At 73.9% G+C, this 16,828-nt stretch carries 18 protein-coding genes; 7 read left to right on the top strand and 11 right to left on the bottom strand.

Annotated elements, in window-relative coordinates:
* The first annotated feature begins 45 nt into the window (after positions 1–45).
* The 4 genes from hppD to hisC are packed head-to-tail and all read left to right on the top strand — an operon-like array spanning position 46 to position 4,099.
* Positions 46–1,251: a 4-hydroxyphenylpyruvate dioxygenase gene (gene hppD / locus O7598_RS01310; RefSeq protein ID WP_091070086.1), complete on the top strand. Its 1,206-nt coding sequence runs from the start codon at positions 46–48 to the stop codon at positions 1,249–1,251.
* Between the two features lie 10 nt (positions 1,252–1,261).
* Positions 1,262–1,945 carry an RDD family protein gene (locus tag O7598_RS01305; RefSeq protein WP_269689636.1) on the top strand — a complete coding sequence of 228 codons (684 nt, stop codon included), beginning with the start codon at positions 1,262–1,264 and terminating at the stop codon, positions 1,943–1,945.
* A gap of 22 nt (positions 1,946–1,967) precedes the next feature.
* Positions 1,968–2,999: an RDD family protein gene (locus O7598_RS01300; protein ID WP_269689635.1), complete on the top strand. Its 1,032-nt coding sequence runs from the start codon at positions 1,968–1,970 to the stop codon at positions 2,997–2,999.
* Complete coding sequence (gene hisC / locus O7598_RS01295; RefSeq protein WP_269689634.1) at positions 2,996–4,099, top strand: histidinol-phosphate transaminase; 1,104 nt, start codon at positions 2,996–2,998, stop codon at positions 4,097–4,099. The genes O7598_RS01300 and hisC overlap by 4 nt, the downstream gene beginning before the upstream one ends.
* 56 nt (positions 4,100–4,155) lie before the next feature.
* Here hisC and O7598_RS01290 read toward each other — a convergent pair whose 3' ends face one another.
* The 5 genes from O7598_RS01290 to O7598_RS01270 form a co-directional block, all read right to left on the bottom strand.
* The gene (locus O7598_RS01290; RefSeq protein WP_269689633.1) at positions 4,156–5,409 is read right to left on the bottom strand and encodes an outer membrane protein assembly factor BamB family protein; all 1,254 of its coding nucleotides are present in this window, start codon (positions 5,407–5,409) and stop codon (positions 4,156–4,158) included.
* Between the two features lie 123 nt (positions 5,410–5,532).
* Positions 5,533–6,015 carry an SRPBCC family protein gene (locus O7598_RS01285; protein ID WP_269689632.1) on the bottom strand — a complete coding sequence of 161 codons (483 nt, stop codon included), beginning with the start codon at positions 6,013–6,015 and terminating at the stop codon, positions 5,533–5,535.
* 110 nt (positions 6,016–6,125) lie between these two features.
* Positions 6,126–6,335, bottom strand: a complete 210-nt coding sequence (locus O7598_RS01280) for a DUF397 domain-containing protein (RefSeq protein WP_269689631.1) — start codon at positions 6,333–6,335, stop codon at positions 6,126–6,128.
* A gap of 147 nt (positions 6,336–6,482) precedes the next feature.
* On the bottom strand, positions 6,483–7,682 hold the full coding sequence (gene fahA, locus O7598_RS01275) for a fumarylacetoacetase (protein WP_269689630.1): 1,200 nt from the start codon (positions 7,680–7,682) through the stop codon (positions 6,483–6,485).
* Positions 7,679–8,539: a hypothetical protein gene (locus O7598_RS01270; protein WP_269689629.1), complete on the bottom strand. Its 861-nt coding sequence runs from the start codon at positions 8,537–8,539 to the stop codon at positions 7,679–7,681. The genes fahA and O7598_RS01270 overlap by 4 nt, the downstream gene beginning before the upstream one ends.
* A gap of 93 nt (positions 8,540–8,632) precedes the next feature.
* Between O7598_RS01270 and O7598_RS01265 the strand changes: the two genes are divergently transcribed.
* Positions 8,633–9,799, top strand: a complete 1,167-nt coding sequence (locus tag O7598_RS01265) for a homogentisate 1,2-dioxygenase (protein ID WP_269689628.1) — start codon at positions 8,633–8,635, stop codon at positions 9,797–9,799.
* A 52-nt stretch (positions 9,800–9,851) separates the two neighbouring features.
* Here O7598_RS01265 and O7598_RS01260 read toward each other — a convergent pair whose 3' ends face one another.
* Genes O7598_RS01260 through O7598_RS01250 form a run of 3 tightly spaced genes read right to left on the bottom strand, consistent with a single transcriptional unit; the run spans position 9,852 to position 13,339 of the window.
* Positions 9,852–10,892, bottom strand: a complete 1,041-nt coding sequence (locus O7598_RS01260) for an NAD(P)-dependent alcohol dehydrogenase (RefSeq protein ID WP_269689627.1) — start codon at positions 10,890–10,892, stop codon at positions 9,852–9,854.
* Between the two features lie 9 nt (positions 10,893–10,901).
* Positions 10,902–11,900, bottom strand: a complete 999-nt coding sequence (locus O7598_RS01255; protein WP_269689626.1) for a tetratricopeptide repeat protein — start codon at positions 11,898–11,900, stop codon at positions 10,902–10,904.
* Positions 11,901–11,947: 47 nt separating this feature from the next.
* A complete protein-coding gene (locus O7598_RS01250; protein WP_269689625.1) occupies positions 11,948–13,339 on the bottom strand; it encodes a BTAD domain-containing putative transcriptional regulator in 1,392 nt (463 codons plus the stop codon).
* Positions 13,340–13,489: 150 nt separating this feature from the next.
* Between O7598_RS01250 and O7598_RS01245 the strand changes: the two genes are divergently transcribed.
* Positions 13,490–14,020, top strand: coding sequence for a hypothetical protein (locus O7598_RS01245; protein ID WP_269689624.1), 531 nt, complete (start codon positions 13,490–13,492; stop codon positions 14,018–14,020).
* A 34-nt stretch (positions 14,021–14,054) separates the two neighbouring features.
* On the opposite strand, the gene ispF is transcribed toward O7598_RS01245, so the two are convergent.
* From ispF to O7598_RS01230, 3 genes are read right to left on the bottom strand one after another with little or no spacing between them, the layout of a single operon-like run.
* Positions 14,055–14,537, bottom strand: a complete 483-nt coding sequence (gene ispF / locus O7598_RS01240) for a 2-C-methyl-D-erythritol 2,4-cyclodiphosphate synthase (RefSeq protein ID WP_269689623.1) — start codon at positions 14,535–14,537, stop codon at positions 14,055–14,057.
* A gap of 26 nt (positions 14,538–14,563) precedes the next feature.
* Positions 14,564–15,259, bottom strand: coding sequence for a 2-C-methyl-D-erythritol 4-phosphate cytidylyltransferase (gene ispD, locus O7598_RS01235; RefSeq protein WP_269689622.1), 696 nt, complete (start codon positions 15,257–15,259; stop codon positions 14,564–14,566).
* Positions 15,260–15,312: 53 nt separating this feature from the next.
* Positions 15,313–15,798: a CarD family transcriptional regulator gene (locus O7598_RS01230; protein ID WP_013288937.1), complete on the bottom strand. Its 486-nt coding sequence runs from the start codon at positions 15,796–15,798 to the stop codon at positions 15,313–15,315.
* A gap of 327 nt (positions 15,799–16,125) precedes the next feature.
* On the opposite strand from O7598_RS01230, the gene O7598_RS01225 reads away from it, so the two are divergent.
* A complete protein-coding gene (locus O7598_RS01225; RefSeq protein WP_269689621.1) occupies positions 16,126–16,821 on the top strand; it encodes a hypothetical protein in 696 nt (231 codons plus the stop codon).
* Positions 16,822–16,828 lie beyond the last annotated feature (7 nt).

Here is a 16,828-nt window from a genome sequence, read left to right as displayed (position 1 = left end):
TCCACGGCGGCCCACGAGGCCGGCCGGTACGCGAGGGAGGCCACCATGACCCAGGCGATCGACCGACCCCAGTCCACCGACGAGGCCGACGCCGACGTTCTCGTCGGCGCCGTCGACCACGACATCAGCCGGGACCCGTTCCCGGTGAAGGGCCTCGACCACCTGCACTTCCTGGTCGGCAACGCCAAGCAGGCGGCGCACTACTACTCCACCGCCTACGGCATGACCTGCGTGGCCTACCGGGGCCCCGAGCAGGGCTACCGGGACCACGCGCAGTACGTGCTGACCAGCGGCTCGGCCCGGTTCGTGCTGACCGGCGTGGTCCGCCCGGACGCCGACGGCGCGGAGCACGTGGCCAAGCACAGCGACGGCATCTCCGACATCGCGCTGGAGGTGCCGGACGTGGACGCCGCGTACGCGCACGCCACCGCGCAGGGCGCCACCGGCCTGCTGGAGCCGCACGACGTCACCGACGAGCACGGCACCGTCCGGATGGCGTCCATCGGCGCGTACGGGGACACCCGGCACACGCTCGTCGACCGCTCCCGCTACACCGGCGTGTTCCTGCCCGGCTTCGTCGCCCGCGGCCCGATCGTGGACCGACAGCCGATGATCGACGCCGGCCTCCAGCCGAAGCGCTTCTTCCAGGCCGTCGACCACGTGGTCGGCAACGTGGAGCTGGGCCGGATGGACGAGTGGGTCGAGTTCTACAAGCGGGTCATGGGCTTCACCAACATGGCCGAGTTCGTCGGCGACGACATCGCCACCGACTACTCCGCGCTGATGAGCAAGGTGGTCGCCAGCGGCACCCGCAAGGTGAAGTTCCCGCTCAACGAGCCGGCGGTGGCCCGCAAGAAGTCGCAGATCGACGAGTACCTGGAGTTCTACCGGGGCCCCGGCGCCCAGCACGTCGCGGTGGCCACCAACGACATCCTGGCCAGCGTCGACGCCATGCGGGCGGCCGGCGTCGAGTTCCTGGACACCCCGGACTCCTACTACCAGGACCCGGAGCTGCGCGCCCGGATCGGCAACGTGCGGGTGCCGATCGAGGAGCTTCAGTCCCGCAAGATCCTGGTGGACCGGGACGAGGACGGCTACCTGCTGCAGATCTTCACCAAGCCGGTCCAGGACCGCCCGACCGTCTTCTTCGAGTTGATCGAGCGGCACGGCTCCCTCGGCTTCGGCAAGGGCAACTTCAAGGCCCTGTTCGAGGCGATCGAGCGGGAGCAGGAGAAGCGCGGCAATCTGTGACACTGTCCGCGTGACCCAGCCTCCCCCGAACACGACGCCGCCGCCCGCCGGGCCCCCGCCCGTGGGCGGCGGCTTCGCGCCGCCCACGCAGCACACCCCGCCGGCGTACGCGGGCCTGCCCGGTTATCCGCCACCCCCACCCGGCTACGTGCCGCACCCGCCGCTCGCCCCGCCCGCGGTGGCGCCGGACGGGCGGCCGCTGGCCAGCTTCGGTGACCGGCTGCTGGCCTGGCTGATCGACACCGCGGTGGCCTCGGCGGTGGCGATGGTGCTGTTCCTGCCGGTCTTCCTGTGGATCGTCTTCCGGGTGGTCGACGACCTGGACGCGGCCGGCCCGGAGGGGCCCGATCCGGCCATGGTCTGGACGGAGATCTTCTTCCCGCTGCTCGCCGCCGAGCTGGGCCTCTTCCTGGTGGTGCTGGTCTTCTACTGGCTCTACCACGTCGAGTACGCCCGCCGCAGCGGGCAGACGGTGGGCAAGAAGGTGATGAAGCTGCGGATCGTGCCGGCGCAGCCCGGTGCCACGCTCACCCGGGGCATGCTCGGCAAGCGCTACCTGGTCGAGTTCGTCGCCGGGTCGCTGGTGCCGTTCCTCAGCTACCTCGACGGTTTCTGGCAACTCTGGGACAAGCCCTGGCAGCAGTGCCTCCACGACAAGTTCGCGAACACGGTCGTCGTTAAGGTTGGACCGTGAGCGAGCGCAGCGAGGCACGACCGTGAGTTTGGAACCCGGCTGGTACGTCGACCCCGCCGAACCGGAGACCCGCCGCTGGTGGGACGGGGAGGGGTGGATCGGCGCGCCGATCCCGGTCGACGTCACCCCGCCCGACGGTCCCCCGCCCGCCGAGCCCGAGCCGGCCGCGACGCCGGCCCCCGGCGCGACCGCCGACCGGTCGGCCGTCGGCGCGTCGGGCCCGGTCCCGACGTCCGGCGCGCCCGGCCAACCGGGCCAGCCCGGACCGTGGCCCGGCCAGCCGGGGCAGGCCGGACCGTGGCCGGGGCAACCGGGCCAGCCGGGTCAGGCCGGGTCGTGGCCCGGGCAACCGGGCCAGGCCGGACCGTGGCCGGGGCAGCCCGGTCAGCCGGGGCAGCAGGGGCCGCCGCCGGGCTGGCCGTACCCGCAGTGGCCGGGCCGACCGCCGATCCCGCGCCCGCACGGGCTGCCGCTCGCCTCGTACGGCGCCCGGCTGGTCGCCCGCCTGATCGACCTGGGCGTGGTGTTCCTGCTCAACGCGCTGGTCAACGGCTGGTTCGTCTGGAAGTACTTCGAGGCGATCTCCCCCTACCTACGGGAGACGATGCGTCGCGCGGTGAACGGGGACACCTCCACCGAGGGGCTGCCCCAGATCGACGACCAGGCCGGCGGGTTGCAGGTCGTCATCCTGCTGATCGCCACCGCGCTCTGGTTCGCCTACGAGGTGCCGTCGATGGCGGCGCGCGGGCAGACGTTCGGCAAGCGGGTGGCCGGCGTACGCGCGCTGCCGGTCGAGGCGGACCAGCCGCTCGGCTTCGGCCGGGCCTTCCGGCGCTGGAGCACGCTCGGGATGCCCACGCTGCTCTGGTACTGCTGCGGGCTGGGCCTGGTGCTCCAGTTCGTCGACGCCGTCTCGCCGCTGTTCGACCAACCACTGCGCCAGGCGCTGCACGACAAGCGGGCGCAGACCGTGGTGGTCCAGCTCCCCCGCAACCGCCCCGATCCCCGTACCGCCCCGCACGACCGCGCCGACCCCCCGGGAGACACCCCATGACCGACACCGGACGTCACCAGCCTCCGCTGCGGCTCACCCGCGCCGACCTCGACGCGCTGCCCAACTACGTGCCCGGCCGCAGCCCCGCCGACCTGGCCCGCGAGCTGGGCCTGCCCGAGGCGATCAAGCTGGCCAGCAACGAGGTGCCGTACGGCCCGCTGCCCGGCGTGGTGGAGGCGGTCGCCGAGGCGGTAGCCGGTTCGCACCGCTACCCGGACATGGGCGTGGTGGCGCTGCGTCAGGCCCTCGCCGAGCGCTACGGCGTGGACGCCGACCGGATCGCCACCGGCTGCGGCTCGGTGGCGCTGGCCGAGCACCTGGTGCGGGCCACCTGCCTGCCCGGCGACGAGCTGATCTACTCGTGGCGCTCCTTCGAGGCGTACCCGATCATCGCGGCGACCAGCGGCGCGACCAGCGTGCGGGTGCCGAACGACGCCGGCCACGGGCACGACCTCGCGGCCATGGCGGCGGCGGTGACCGACCGGACCCGGATGATCCTGGTCTGCAACCCGAACAACCCCACCGGTACGGCGGTGCGCGGCGCCGAACTGGACCGCTTCCTCGACGCGGTGCCGGACGACGTGCTCGTGGTGATCGACGAGGCGTACCGGGAGTTCGTCACCGACGCCGAGGTGCCGGACGGCCTCAGCTACCTGGACCGGCCGAACGTGGCGGTGCTGCGCACGCTGTCCAAGGCGTGGGGCCTGGCCGGCCTGCGGATCGGCTGGCTGGTCGCCGCGCCGGCGGTGGCCGCCGCCGTGCGCAAGGTGGTCACCCCGTTCTCCACCAGCATGGCCGCCCAGGCCGGCGCGCTGGCCGCGCTGGCCCAGGCCGACGAGGTGGAGCGGCGCTGCGCGCTGGTGGTGGCCGAGCGGGACCGGGTCACCGAGGCGCTGCGCAAGTTCGTGCCGGACGTGCCGGAGAGTCAGGCCAACTTCGTCTGGCTGCCGCTGGGCGAGCGGGCGGTGGCGTTCGGCAAGGCGTGCGAGGCGCGTGGGGTGATCGTGCGGCCGTTCCCCGGGGACGGGGTGCGGGTCACCATCGGCACCCCCGCCGAGAACGACGCGTTCCTCACCGCCGCCGAAGCCGCCCTGGCGTAAGGAAGGGCCCCTTCTTAACGCCTGGCGTCGAGAAGGGGCCCCTTCTCACCGGCCGATCAGGTGGCGGCGATCAGGACCGGTTCGGCCATCAGGAACCAGCCCTGGTCGTCGTCGTCCGCGGTGGCGGTCTCGCGGACGCGCTCCACCGCGACGTAGCCGCCCACCGCGTACGCCCGGCCCGGCTGCCAGCCGATCCCGTCCCGGCCGGCCGTGAACACGAACTCGGACCGCGTCGCGCCGGTGAGCGGGTCGAGCGTGACCAGTTCCCGCCGGTCGGTCAGCAGGTGCACCCGGCCCGGCTCGGTGGCGAGCACCCGGGCCGGGTGGATGTCCGCCCGGCGCCACAGTTCCTCCCCGGTACGCGGGGACCGCCCGGTCACCACGCCGCCGGAGGTGTCCACCACCCGCTCGCCGTCCAGCGCCGACTCCGGGTCGTCCAGTCCCGGCGCGGCCGTCGGCTCGCCCGGATCCGTCACCAACCAGCCCCGACTGCCCCCACCGTCCGGTCCGGCGGTACGCAGGCCACGGCAGCCGGAGTGCCCGTCGCGGCAGCCGACCGGGGTGACCACGAGTCGGTCCGGCGCGTCCGGTGGCCGCCAGCGGGTGCGGACCACGCCGGTCGCCGCGTCCCGCAGCTCGACCGAGGGCGGCCCCGCGCAGGTGTCCACCCCGACCATCTCCCCGCTCGCGGTGCTGCCCACGTCGACCCGGCAGCCCCGGCCCACGTCCGCGCGCCAGAGCCGGCGGCCGTCGGTCAGGGCGTACCCGCCGACCGCGCCCGGGCCGGCGGCGAGCAGCACGTCGACGCCGTCGGCGGTGCGCGCCAGGTGCAGGCCGGCCGGGTCCCAGACCGTGGCGGCGAACGTGCGGCGGGGCTTCGGCACCGACCCCGGCGCCGGCCCGTCGGCCCGCCAGGACACCCGGCCGGTACGCGCGTCCAGTGCCACCAGCCTTCCGTCGGACCAGCGGCTGACCACCGTGGTGCCCTCGGCGAGCACCCCGACCAGCTTCGCCGGCCAGCGACGGTAGGACCAGAACGGGGTGACCCGGTGCCGGCCGGTGACCGGCTGGTCGGCGTACACCTGGCGGGCGCCGGCGTAGACGCGGAGCCGGCCGTCCACGACCAGCGGGGCCACCGGCAGCCGCCCGATCACCCCGGCGGTCGGCGCGGGCGCCGCCGGGTAGGGGTCGCGGGCCACGGTCTCGACCTCGGCCGGCGCCAGCACCCGGGCGACCACGGCGACCGACGCCGCGACGGCCAGCACCGCCACCAGCGCCACCACGGCCCGCCGCCTGCCGGTCTTCGCCATCCGCCACCTCCGCCCCGGCACCCTACCGGCCGGGGTTGAGCCACGATCCGGTTGCCCGGTGACGGACCCGGTCGGGCGCGGCGCGCGATCGGCCGCGACGAGCGAGCGCGTGGCGGGTCGGGCTCAGGCGGCCTCGGCGGAGCGGGCGGAACCGGCGGCCAGGGCCAGGTCGGCCAGGTCACGCCGGAGCGCGCCCTCCACCGCCCGGGCGGCCAGGCCGCCGAGGATCAGGGCCAGCACCCGACCGTACGGCCGGGTCGGCACCGCCTCCTGCTGGACGGTGACCTCGGTGCAGCCGCGTCGCCGCCGCTCGACAGTGCGCAGCGTCCAGGTGATCCGGTAGTCGACGCCGGCGCCGCGCGAGCAGAGCACCACCCGGCGCGGTGCGGTCGCCTCGACCACCTCGAACTCCTCCGCTTCGGAGCCGCCGTCCGGGCGGACCCGGGTCTCCCGCCACGAGGTGCCGGGGGAGAACCCGCCGCCGGTGAGCACCTCGACCGCGCCCACCGCGGAGAGCCAGTCGGCGCGGGCCGGGAGGTCGGTGAGCAGGCGCCACAGATCGGCGTCCTGCGCTTCGATGAAGGCGGAAACGGTCACCGTCGACATGGCACCTCCCGTGTCGTCCACGGTACGGGCCGTCACCGGTCGAGGGGAGCCCCAGAGTGACATTTCCACCACCGGCGCCCCGGACGGGGCGCCGGGGTCCGGCGGATCGGTCAGCCGCGGAAGGCGTCGCCGCGCAACGCCTCGACGAACGCGGTCCAGCCCGGCGGGCTCACCGCGAGCGTCGGACCGTTCTGGTCCTTCGAGTCGCGTACCCCCACCACGCCGTGCGCGGAGACCACGTTGGTGGCCACCTCGACGCAGAGGCCCTGATCGTTCGAGCGGCTGCTGGTGCGCCAGACGGCGCCGGTCAACTCGGTCATGCTCGGTCCTTCCTGTGTGCACTCCTCGCGTGCGCCCCCGGACCGGCACCGCCCGGGGTGCACACGACCCGCGTCGATCAACGCACCACGAAACGACCCCGGTCGCACAGTGGGTGCGATCCGGGGCCGTCGATACGGAAGGCGAATCTAGCGGGCCGGGAGGACCGTCCCGGTGACCTCGCCGAGCGCGATCGTGGTGCCGTCCGGGCCGGGCGCGTTGGCGGTGATCGTCACCGTGTCGCCGTCCTCCAGGAAGGTTCGCTGGCTGCCGTCGGCGAACTTCACCGGCTCGGCTCCGCCCCAGGTGAGTTCCAGGAACGAGCCGACCTGGCCGCGTTCCGGGCCGGAGACGGTGCCGGAGGCGTAGAGGTCGCCGGTGCGCAGGGACGCCCCGTTGACGGTGAGGTGGGCGAGCTGCTGGGCCGGGGTCCAGTACATGGTGGCGAACGGAGGCTCGGCGACCCGTTCGCCGTTCCACTCCACGCCCAGCGTGAGGTCCAGCCCGAGGTGCGGGGTGTCGCGGAGGTAGTCCTGCACCGGCGGGTCCTGGTCGGGCGCGGGCACGAACGCGTCGGCGAGCGCCTCCAGCGGCGTGACCCAGCCCGACACGGAGGTGGCGAACGACTTGCCGAGGAACGGGCCGAGCGGCTGGTACTCCCAGGCCTGGATGTCCCGGGCCGACCAGTCGTTGACCAGCACCACGCCGAAGACGTGGTCGGCGAAGTCGGTCACCGGCACGCGCTCGCCGAGCCGGCTCGGCACGCCGACCACGAAGCCGACCTCGGCCTCGATGTCGAGGCGGACCGAGGCGCCGGTGGTGGGGCCCTGCGCGCTGGCCCGCTGGCCGGTGGGACGGACCACCGGAGTGCCGGAGACGACCACCGTCCCGGCCCGGCCGTGGTAGCCGATCGGCACGTGCTTCCAGTTCGGCAGCAGCGGCGGCTGGCCGGGTCGGAAGATCTGCCCGACGTTCCCGGCGTGGTGCTCGGAGGAGTAGAAGTCGACGTAGTCGGCCACCTCGAACGGGAGCAGCATCTCGACCTCGACGACCGGTACCAGCAGCGGTTCCACCACCGGCCGGTGCGCCGGGTCGGTGAGCAGCTCGGTGACCCGCGCCCGGACGGCGCTCCACTGCGGCCGGCCGAGCGCCAGGAAGGCGTTCAGCGTGTGGTGACCCAGCGCCCCACCGGCGAGCACCAGACCGGCCGCCTCGGCGCCGGCCAGGTCGAGCACGAGGTCACCGATCCGGACGCCGATCCGCGGCTCGCGGTCACCGTGCCGGAACACGCCGTACGGCAGGTTCGTCACCCCGTACGGCGACCCCGCCGCCCCTTCAACCCAGCTCATGAGTCGTAGCCTCCGTTCACCAGCCCCAGCCGGATCAGATCGGTCAGTGGTTCGGAGATGCTGCACGAGCCGTACCCGACCCAGAGCGGGCGCGGGGCCTCGCGCCGGGCCCGGGCCGACTCGACCACCCGCAGCGGGTCGGTGGCGGCCAGCAGCTCGGCCACCCCGTCCACCTCGGCGCCGTCGACGGCGGCCAGCGTGGCGGCCAGCACGTTGACGAAGCCGTGGTGGGTGAAGCCGGTCTCCGGGTCGCGGTGCCGGATCGCGTGGTGCAGCCCGGCGGTGAGCTTGAACGGCAGGTCACGCTCGCGGCAGGCGCAGATCACCGCGGCCAGCTCGACCGGCGTCGGGAACAGCTCGGCGGCCAGTCCGCCGGTGCGGAACTTGGCCGCCACCGGCAGCCCGTCGGCGCGTGCCCGCGCGAGCGTGTCCAGCGCGCCCATCAGGCCGAAGGTCAGCGGGATCTCCGCGTAGACGGCGGTGCCGTCGAGGCGGCCGGCGAGTGCGACCAGCTCGGCCAGGCCGGGCTGCGGGTCCTCGCCGCGTTTGGCGACCGGCGCCTCGACCTGTCGGGCGGTGACGCCGTCGGGCGTCAGTGCCGACAGCGCGGCGGGCAGCTGGTCGAGGCCGGTGTCACCGATCAGCCCGATGACGAGGCCCGGGCCCACCACGCCGTGCAGCGCGCCGCGGACGATCTCCGAGGCGGGCAGCAGCAGCGGGCCGACCAGGTCGGCGTACCAGGCGGCGCGGTGCGTGCGGTGCGCGGTCACGGCGTCGGGCAGCGCGGCGTTGCCCGGGGGGAAGACCGCGGCGTCGTCCACCAGGCCGGCGAGGAGGCGGGGCACCTGCGTTGACACGAGACAAGAATGTACGGGACGCTACGAGGAACGGACAACCGCGTCCGATTATCGGACGCCACCGGCCGGAGACGGGACATAACGGGAGGCGAAATGCCCTACTACCGCAGCGTGGGCGAGGTGCCCCGCAAACGCCACACCCAGTTCCGGCAGCCCGACGGCACGCTCTACGCGGAGGAACTGGTCGGCCAGGAGGGCTTCTCCTCCGACTCGTCGCTGCTCTACCACCGCCACGCGCCGACCGCGATCCTCGCCGCCGAGGAGTTCGCCCCGCCCACCGTCACGCGGGTGCCGAACCTGCCGCTCAAGCCGCGCCACCTGCGCACACACAAGCTCGACGGCACCGGCGCCGACCCGGTGCTCGGCCGGCAGTACCTGCTCGCCAACGACGACGTCCGGATCGCGTACGTGCTGGCCGACCGGCCCTCACCGCTGTTCCGCGACGCCACCGGCGACCACTGCCTCTACCTGGAATCCGGCTCGATGCGGGTGGAGTCGCCGTTCGGCGTGCTCGACGCGGTGGCCGGCGACTACGTCGTCATCCCCACCTCGACCATCCACCGCCTGGTGCCGACCGGCGACGAGCCGACCCGGCTGCTCGCCGTGGAGGCGGCCGGCCACATCGGCCCACCCAAGCGCTACCTCTCCGTACGCGGGCAGTTCCTGGAGCACTCGCCCTACTGCGAGCGCGACGTCCGCGGGCCGGACACCCCGCTGCTCGTCGACGGCGAGGAGGTGGAGGTGCTGGTCAGGCACCGCCGCGGTTGGACGAGGTACGTCTACGCGCACCACCCGTTCGACGTGGTCGGCTGGGACGGGCACATGTACCCGTGGGCGTTCTCCATCCACGACTTCGAGCCGATCACCGGGCGGATCCACCAGCCGCCGCCGGTGCACCAGACGTTCCAGGGCCCGAACTTCGTGATCTGCTCGTTCGTGCCGCGCAAGGTCGACTACCACCCGGCCGCCATCCCGGTGCCGTACAACCACCACAACGTCGACTCCGACGAGATGCTCTTCTACACCGGCGGCAACTACGAGGCCCGGCGCGGATCCGGCATCGAGCAGGGCTCGATCTCGCTGCACCCGTCCGGCTTCACCCACGGCCCCCAACCGGGCGCCGCCGAGCGGTCCATCGGGGCGGACTTCTTCGACGAGCTGGCGGTCATGGTGGACACGTTCCGCCCGCTGGACCTCTGCGACGCGGGCACCGCCTGCGAGGACGACGGCTACGCCTGGACCTGGGCGCGCAAGCCCTGACGTACGACGAAAGGGGCCGCGCGGACGCGGCCCCTTTTCGTGTGTCTGTTCGTCAGAACGTCGAGGCGTCGATGACGAAGCGGTAGCGCACGTCGGACGCGAGCACCCGCTCGTACGCCTCGTTGATCTTCTCGGCTCCGATCACCTCGATCTCGGCGCCCAGCCCGTGCTCGGCGCAGAAGTCGAGCATCTCCTGGGTCTCGGCGATGCCGCCGATCATCGAGCCGGCGAACGACCGCCGGGCCGGGATCAGCGAGAACGCGCGCACCGACAGCGGGTCCTCCGGGGCGCCCACGTTCACCAGCGTGCCGTCCACGGCCAGCAGTCCCAGATAGGCGTCCAGGTCGATGGACGCGCTGACCGTGTTGACGATCAGGTCGAACGAGCCGGCCAGGTCCGTGAAGGTCGCCTCGTCGGAGGTGGCGAAGTAGTGGTCGGCGCCGAGCCGCAGCCCGTCCTCCCGCTTCTTCAGCGACTGAGACAGCACGGTCACCTCGGCGCCCATGGCGTGGGCCAGCTTCACGGCCATGTGGCCGAGACCACCCATACCGACCACTGCCACCCGCTTGCCCGGGCCGGCGTTCCAGTGCCGCAGCGGCGAGTAGGTGGTGATGCCGGCGCAGAGCAGCGGCGCGGCGGCGTCCAGCTCGATGCCGTCCGGAATCCGCAGCACGAAACCCTCGGTCACCACGATGGCCTGCGAGTAGCCGCCCTGGGTCGGCTTGCCGTCCCGCCCGACCGCCCCGTACGTGCCGATGTTGCCCTTGAGGCAGTACTGCTCCAGGCCCTTGCGACAGTTGTCGCACTCCCGGCAGGAGTCGACCATGCAGCCGACGCCCACCCGGTCGCCGACGGCGAACTTCGTCACCGCGGAGCCGACCTCGCGCACCACGCCGGCGATCTCGTGGCCGACGACGATCGGGTAGGTGGTCGGGCCCCACTCGCTGCGCGCGGTGTGGATGTCGGAGTGGCAGATGCCGGCGAACTTGATGTCGATGAGGACGTCGTCAGGTGCGAGGTCACGCCGCTCGATCGTGGTCGGCGTGAGCGGGTCGGTCGCGGACGTGGCCGCGTAGGCGTTGACGGTGAGCATCCGAATTTTCTACCCCCGGCGGAACGCGGCGAACCCGGCGACCACCGTGGCAGTGATCGCACCCACCAACGGCCACGGGCCGCCGACCAGGGCATACAGCGCCAACAGCACCGGCGCCGCGGCCACCGCGTAGACGGCCGTCGACAGCCCGCGCGACATCGCGTCGCGCACCCCGGGCAACCGGGACGCGGGCAGGCCCGCCAGCAGCCCGACCCCGACCGCCGCCAGCGCGGCGAGCAGCCGGGACGCGCCCGGCGCGGCCGGGGCCAGCGCGGCGACCAGCACGGTGAGCACCAGCGACCAGCCGGCGGCGGACAGCACCAGCCGGCGCAGGCCGGCGTCGGCGGTCCGCACCGGGTCGGGGCCGGTCGGGGAGATGTCGGCCACCGCGGTGAGGTGCTCCAGCGCCTCCGCGTAGCGACGCCGCTCCAGCCGCGCCACCCCCGGGTCCTGCCCCGCCCCGGCCAGCTCCGGGCCCAGCCGCAACGCCTCCCGGTAGGCCCGCTCGGCCAGGTCGAACAGCTCCAGCCGCACCGAGACCAGGCCGAGCACGAGGTGCGCCTCCGGCTCGTCCGGGGCCAGCTCGACACCCCGCCAGGCCGCGTCCAGCGCCGGCTGCCCGTTGCGCGCGGCGGAGAGGATCGCGGCGGCGCTGCGCTGCGCGTACGCGTCGGCGGGGCCGAGCGCCAGGATCTCCTCGGCGGTGCCGGCGGCAGCCTTCCAGCGCTCCAGGTCGAGCAACGCGAGCCCGCGTGTCACCAGCGCCGGCACGGTGCCCGGCGCGGCCGAGACGGCCGCCTCGGCCACGGTGAGCGCCTCGGCGGGACGGTCGGCGGCGAGCTGCATCCGGGCCAGCATGGTCAGCGCCTCGAGGTGCGCGGGCTCCGTGGCGATCAGCGCGGTGAGCTCGCCGATCCCCTCGTCGTAGCGGCCCAGCTCGGCGAGGAGGTGGGCGCGTTGCAGGAAACCGTCGGCGGCGGACTGGTCTTCGGCGGCGTCACTCGGCATCCCGGCGAGCCTAGCCGCCCGGGTCCGTCCCGTACCGGCCGGCGCGGTCAGGCGCTGCGGCAGGGCGCGTCCGCCCGGCCCCCGCAGGTGCCGAGGCTGCACCACCGCCGCAGGCCGCTCCCGTCGAGGAACAGCCATCCGCAGCGCTCGTCCGGGCAGGCCCGGACGGTGAGTCGGCTCGGGTCGGCGAGCAGTTGCGCGCCACTGAACGCGACGGCGTGCAGCGGCAACCGCAGCCCGGCGCTCAGGTCGGCCCGCCAGCGACCGCGCCCGTCCGCGGCTCGGCGGAACACCATCGTCCGGGCGGCCGCCTCGGCAGCCCGGGCGACCGCGTCGAAGGCCCGGTGGTCGGCCGGATCGACGAGGCTGGCGTAGAGGACGGCGCGGAACGCACGGGCCTCGGCGAGCACCACCTCGGCCGCGGCCGGGTCGCGTCGGGCAAGGTGCAGCAGGCGGTTGACGGCGACCTCGTCGGCGAGCCCGGCATGACCGCTCCAGACGGCGAGGGTCCGGTAGCCGCGCAGCCACTCGGCGCCGGGTAGCGGGAATTCCCTGCCCCACCCGGCCAGTGTGTTGCAGAAGTCCAGCGCCGGATGCCCGCCGACGCTCCAGGGCAGGCTCTCGTCGCGGACCCGCACCTCGTACACCGGCCGACCGGTCCGGTCGAGCCGGTCGTCCCCGTCCAGCACGCGGCGGTGCACCTCGCGCAGCCGCGGCCCCGGCTCGACGCCGAAGTCCGCCCTCAGCAGTTCCCGGGTGGTGCGGTAGAGCCGGGACGCCTCGGCCCGGCGGTTCCCCCGGTAGAGGGCGGTCATCAGCACCGCCACCAGCTGTTCCCGAACGGGATACCGGTCGGCCAACGGCATCAGCTCCGCGACGACGTGCGCGTGCTGGCCCAGCGCGAGCTGCGCCTCGGCCCGTAGCTCCACGGCGACCAGCCGCAGTTCCTCGACCGTGCCGTGCAACCGGTCGCGCAGTTCGCCGTCCGCGGCGTCGGCGAGCAGCGGCCCACGCCAGAGGGCGAGCCCTCGGTCGAGCAACCGCGCCCGCTCGGCGGGGTCGGTGGCCACACCGGCCGCACGGACCAGCGCGGCGAACTCGTCGACGTCGACGCTGATCCCCTCCCCCTCGACGGCGTAGCCCTCACCCCGGGTGCTGATCCGCACCCCGTACGGCTTCAACGCACCCCGCAACCGGCCGATGTACGTCTGCACCGCGCCGCGCGCGGCAGCCGGCGGCCGGCCGTTCCACAGCAGGTCGATGAGGCGGTCCGTGGGCACCACCCGACCGGTGTCGAGCAGCAGCATCCCGAGCAGGCAGCGTTCCTGCCGCCGGCTGCCGATCTCGACGGGCCGGCCGTCGTGGCGGGCCTCGAACGGCCCGAGCAGGCGGAATTCCATGTCGAACAGGACGATCCGGCCGGCCCGGGCGGTTGTCATCCGGCGGTGAGCGCGCGGTCGGGCGCCCCCGCCGACCGACCCGGAGCCGGGTCGGACGCCCCCTGCCACCGCCCGTGCGCGGTGAGCCGGTGGTGATCCGCCCCGAAGACGCTGGGACCCGCCCTGACCAGCAACACGGATGGAGTGAGCATGCGTTTCAGCGGGATGAGTATCGCGGTGGCGGCGGCCGTGGCGGCCGTGGTCGCGGCCCTGCCCGGATCGGCGTCCGCCAGCGGGGGTGAGCGCACGTCCGGCGCCTGGGTGCCGGCGCCGCAGGAGGCGTTCGAGATGCCGGCCGGCGCCCGGTGCGAGTTCGCGGTACGGGTCGAGCCCATCGTCGACGAGGTGCGGAAGCTGACCCTGGCGACCTACCCGGACGGCTCACCGAAGCGGGAACTGTTCACCGGCGCCCTCGTCGACCGGGTGACCAACCTGGAGACCGGAGCCACCTCCACGGCGGACGCGAGCGGCACCTCGCTCGTCGTCTACGGCACCGACGGCTCGATGACCTGGTACGTCACCGGTCCGGTGCTGCTCGGCTTCCGGGAGAACGCGGGCACGCTGCCGAAGGGCCTGTGGATCGTCGACGGCCAGTTCCGGGTGGAGTTCACCCCGAGCTTCGACAAGACCATCACGATGCTCCACGGCACGACCCACAACGTCTGCACCGACGTCGACTGATCGGGCGCGGTGACCGGGGATCCCGGTCGCCGCGTCAGTCCGCCGGCGCCTCGTGGACCAACGCCACGGCGATGCCGGCCAGGCCCTCGCCGCGCCCGGTGAAGCCGAGCCCGTCGGTGGTCGCCGCGGACACCGTGACCGGCGCGCCCACCGCCTCGGAGAGCACCCGCTGCGCCTCGTCCCGACGTGGCCCGATCTTGGGCCGGTTGCCCACCACCTGGACGGAGACGTTGCCGATCGCGAAGCCGGCTGCCCGCACCCGGCGGGCGGACTCGGTCAGCAACGCCACCCCGGACGCGCCGGCCCACTCCGGCTGGTCCACCCCGAAGTTCGCGCCCAGGTCGCCGAGGCCGGCGGCGGAGAGCAGCGCGTTGCAGGCGGCGTGCGCCACCACGTCGGCGTCCGAGTGGCCGGCCAGGCCGTCCTGGTCGGGCCAGTGCAGGCCGGCGACCCAGCAGGGCCGCCCGGCCGCGAACGCGTGCACGTCGGTGCCGACAGCCACCCGAGGAACGATCATGACCAGAGGGTACGCGGGGCGCGCGGTCAGGCGCCGGTGGTCAGGAGGTGTTCGGCCAGGGCCAGGTCGAACGGGCGGGTGATCTTCAGGGCCAGCTCGGAGCCGGGTACGCAGAACACCGCCACGCCCTGCTTCTCCACCAGGCCGGCGTCGTCGGTGAGCGGGTCACCGGCCGCCCGGTGCGCGGCGGTCAGCACCGCCCGGCGGAAACCCTGGGGCGTCTGCACCGCCCGCAACGCCGACCGGTCGACAGTGCCGAGCACCCGCTCGAGGGCGTCGACCTCCTTGATGGTGTCGACCACCGGCAGCACCGGGATCACCGCGTCGCGCCCGGCCCGGACCGCCGCGGCCACCGACTCGACCAGCTCCGGTGGGGTGAGCGCCCGAGCGGCGTCGTGCACCAGGACGATCTCCGGCCCGGCGGGCACGGCCGCGAGAGCCGCGGCCACGGAAGCCTGGCGCTCGGCGCCACCCGGCACCACCGTCACCGGCGCCACCGGTGCGAGCAGTGCCCGCACCGACTCGACGTCGGCGGCCGGTGCGGCCACCACGATCGTGTGCACCGAGGGCGCGGCGGCGATGCGCCGGACCGCGTGCACCAGCAGTGGCTCGCCGGCCAGCGGCCGGAGGGCCTTGGGAGCGCCCGGGCCGAGGCGTACGCCGGCACCGGCCGCAGGAACGAGGACCGCGACGTCACCGCGCGGGTTGAGCTGCGCGGTCACGTCGCGGTCCTCGGTTTCGTTCGCTGTGGTGCGGGTAGAGGCAGAGTTGCGGATCAGGCCTCGGTCAGCACCTTGTCGAGCAGCGTCTCCGCCTCGTCCTTGGTGCTCTTCTCGGCCAGCGCGACCTCGCCCACGAGGATGTCACGGGCCTTGGCGAGCATGCGCTTCTCGCCCGCCGACAGGCCCCGCTCCCGCTCCCGGCGCCACAGGTCGCGGACGACCTCGGCCACCTTCAGCGGGTTGCCGGAGGCCAGCTTCTCCAGATTTGCCTTGTAACGCCGCGACCAGTTGGTCGGCTCCTCGGTGTGCGGTGCACGGAGCACGTCGAAGACCTTGCCCAGGCCCTCTTCGCCGACCACCTCGCGCACACCCACGATCTCGGCGTTCTCGGCAGGCACCCGGACCGTCAGGTCACCCTGTGCGACCCTCAGGACGAGGTATTCCCTGGGCTCGCCCTTGATGACCCGAGTCTCGATTGCCTCGATGAGTGCGGCCCCGTGGTGGGGGTAAACAACGGTCTCGCCGACACTGAAAACCATAGGTTCGAAACCCCTTTCGCTGTGTCTAGGGTAACACGCTCAGGCACCGATGTCTCACCGCTGTCCTGACCGTTGGCGCAGCTCAGGGGCCCTGTGAGAGGTATTTCTTCGGCTTGACAGGAGGTCAAGTCGATGGTTCAGACACGCTCCGTGATTAAGACATGACAACCGGGTGCGGGCGGTGGGAGCGTTCAAGATCTAGGGCAATGCGCTCCTTCCATGGTAGCTCCGCAACTCCGTCCGCGCCCAGGTGTGGCGGTACGGCCCCCGGTGCGGGACGCTGGTGGTGGACGTGACGTCCGCTCACCGAGACGTTCTGGGGGTCCGATGGGCGTGCCTGACGCGGACGGCCAGGGGCCGCCGGACGGCCTCCCCGGGCTGCCCCCGGAATGGGGCCGGGTGGTCGTCCCCGACGACGCCTCGGCGCTCGCCGAGGAGGCCCGCCAGGTGCGCCGCGAGTTGCGCCACGGCCCCCGGCACACCCACCGGCCGGCCCGGGTCCGGCTCGGGCTCCCCCTGCTGGTGCTGCTGGTCTCGATGCTGGTCACGCTCGCCGGGCTGGCCGCGGTCACCTGGCCGCGTCCGCAGCGCTCCGGCGACGCACCGACCGTGCTGCCCCGGGCCACCACGGCGGCGCCGTCCGCGGTCGGCCCGCTGCCCGCGCTGGACCTGGTCGGCGCCGACGACACCCCGGTCCCGCTGCGCAGCCTGCTGCCCGCCATGATCATCCTGGTCGACGCCTGCGCCTGCGCCGACGAGGTCGGCACCGCGGCGGCCACCGCCCCCGCCGGAGTCACAGTGGTCACGGTGACCGAGGGCCGCCGCGCCGGGCCCGCCACCGCGACCGGCGTACGCCCGCTCGGCGACCCGGCCGGCGGCCTGCGCTCCTACCTGCACCTCGCGGCCCAGCCGGGCACCGGCGTCGCGCTGCTGGTGGACCGGCAGGGCAGGCTGGTGCGGGTGGTTCCCGAGCTCGGCCCCGCGACCGACTACCGGGACGACCTGGTCCGCCTGGCCGGCTGACCCAGGC

Origin of the sequence: Micromonospora sp. WMMC241 (assembly GCF_027460165.1) — a bacterium.
GTDB lineage: Bacteria > Actinomycetota > Actinomycetes > Mycobacteriales > Micromonosporaceae > Micromonospora > Micromonospora humi.
Note: the sequence above shows the minus strand (reverse complement) of the source record. Positions and strands in the feature narration are given on the sequence as shown.

What these genes read in the sequence shown, in the direction of transcription:
- hppD (WP_091070086.1), top strand. Translation starts at nt 46, where the DNA reads ATGACCCAGGCGATCGACCGACCCCAGTCCACCGACGAGGCCGACGCC.
- hisC (WP_269689634.1), top strand. Translation starts at nt 2,996, where the DNA reads ATGACCGACACCGGACGTCACCAGCCTCCGCTGCGGCTCACCCGCGCC.
- O7598_RS01290 (WP_269689633.1), bottom strand. Translation starts at nt 5,409, where the DNA reads ATGGCGAAGACCGGCAGGCGGCGGGCCGTGGTGGCGCTGGTGGCGGTG.
- O7598_RS01285 (WP_269689632.1), bottom strand. Translation starts at nt 6,015, where the DNA reads ATGTCGACGGTGACCGTTTCCGCCTTCATCGAAGCGCAGGACGCCGAT.
- O7598_RS01280 (WP_269689631.1), bottom strand. Translation starts at nt 6,335, where the DNA reads ATGACCGAGTTGACCGGCGCCGTCTGGCGCACCAGCAGCCGCTCGAAC.
- fahA (WP_269689630.1), bottom strand. Translation starts at nt 7,682, where the DNA reads ATGAGCTGGGTTGAAGGGGCGGCGGGGTCGCCGTACGGGGTGACGAAC.
- O7598_RS01265 (WP_269689628.1), top strand. Translation starts at nt 8,633, where the DNA reads ATGCCCTACTACCGCAGCGTGGGCGAGGTGCCCCGCAAACGCCACACC.
- O7598_RS01260 (WP_269689627.1), bottom strand. Translation starts at nt 10,892, where the DNA reads ATGCTCACCGTCAACGCCTACGCGGCCACGTCCGCGACCGACCCGCTC.
- O7598_RS01255 (WP_269689626.1), bottom strand. Translation starts at nt 11,900, where the DNA reads ATGCCGAGTGACGCCGCCGAAGACCAGTCCGCCGCCGACGGTTTCCTG.
- O7598_RS01250 (WP_269689625.1), bottom strand. Translation starts at nt 13,339, where the DNA reads ATGACAACCGCCCGGGCCGGCCGGATCGTCCTGTTCGACATGGAATTC.
- O7598_RS01245 (WP_269689624.1), top strand. Translation starts at nt 13,490, where the DNA reads ATGCGTTTCAGCGGGATGAGTATCGCGGTGGCGGCGGCCGTGGCGGCC.
- ispF (WP_269689623.1), bottom strand. Translation starts at nt 14,537, where the DNA reads ATGATCGTTCCTCGGGTGGCTGTCGGCACCGACGTGCACGCGTTCGCG.
- O7598_RS01230 (WP_013288937.1), bottom strand. Translation starts at nt 15,798, where the DNA reads ATGGTTTTCAGTGTCGGCGAGACCGTTGTTTACCCCCACCACGGGGCC.
- O7598_RS01225 (WP_269689621.1), top strand. Translation starts at nt 16,126, where the DNA reads ATGGGCGTGCCTGACGCGGACGGCCAGGGGCCGCCGGACGGCCTCCCC.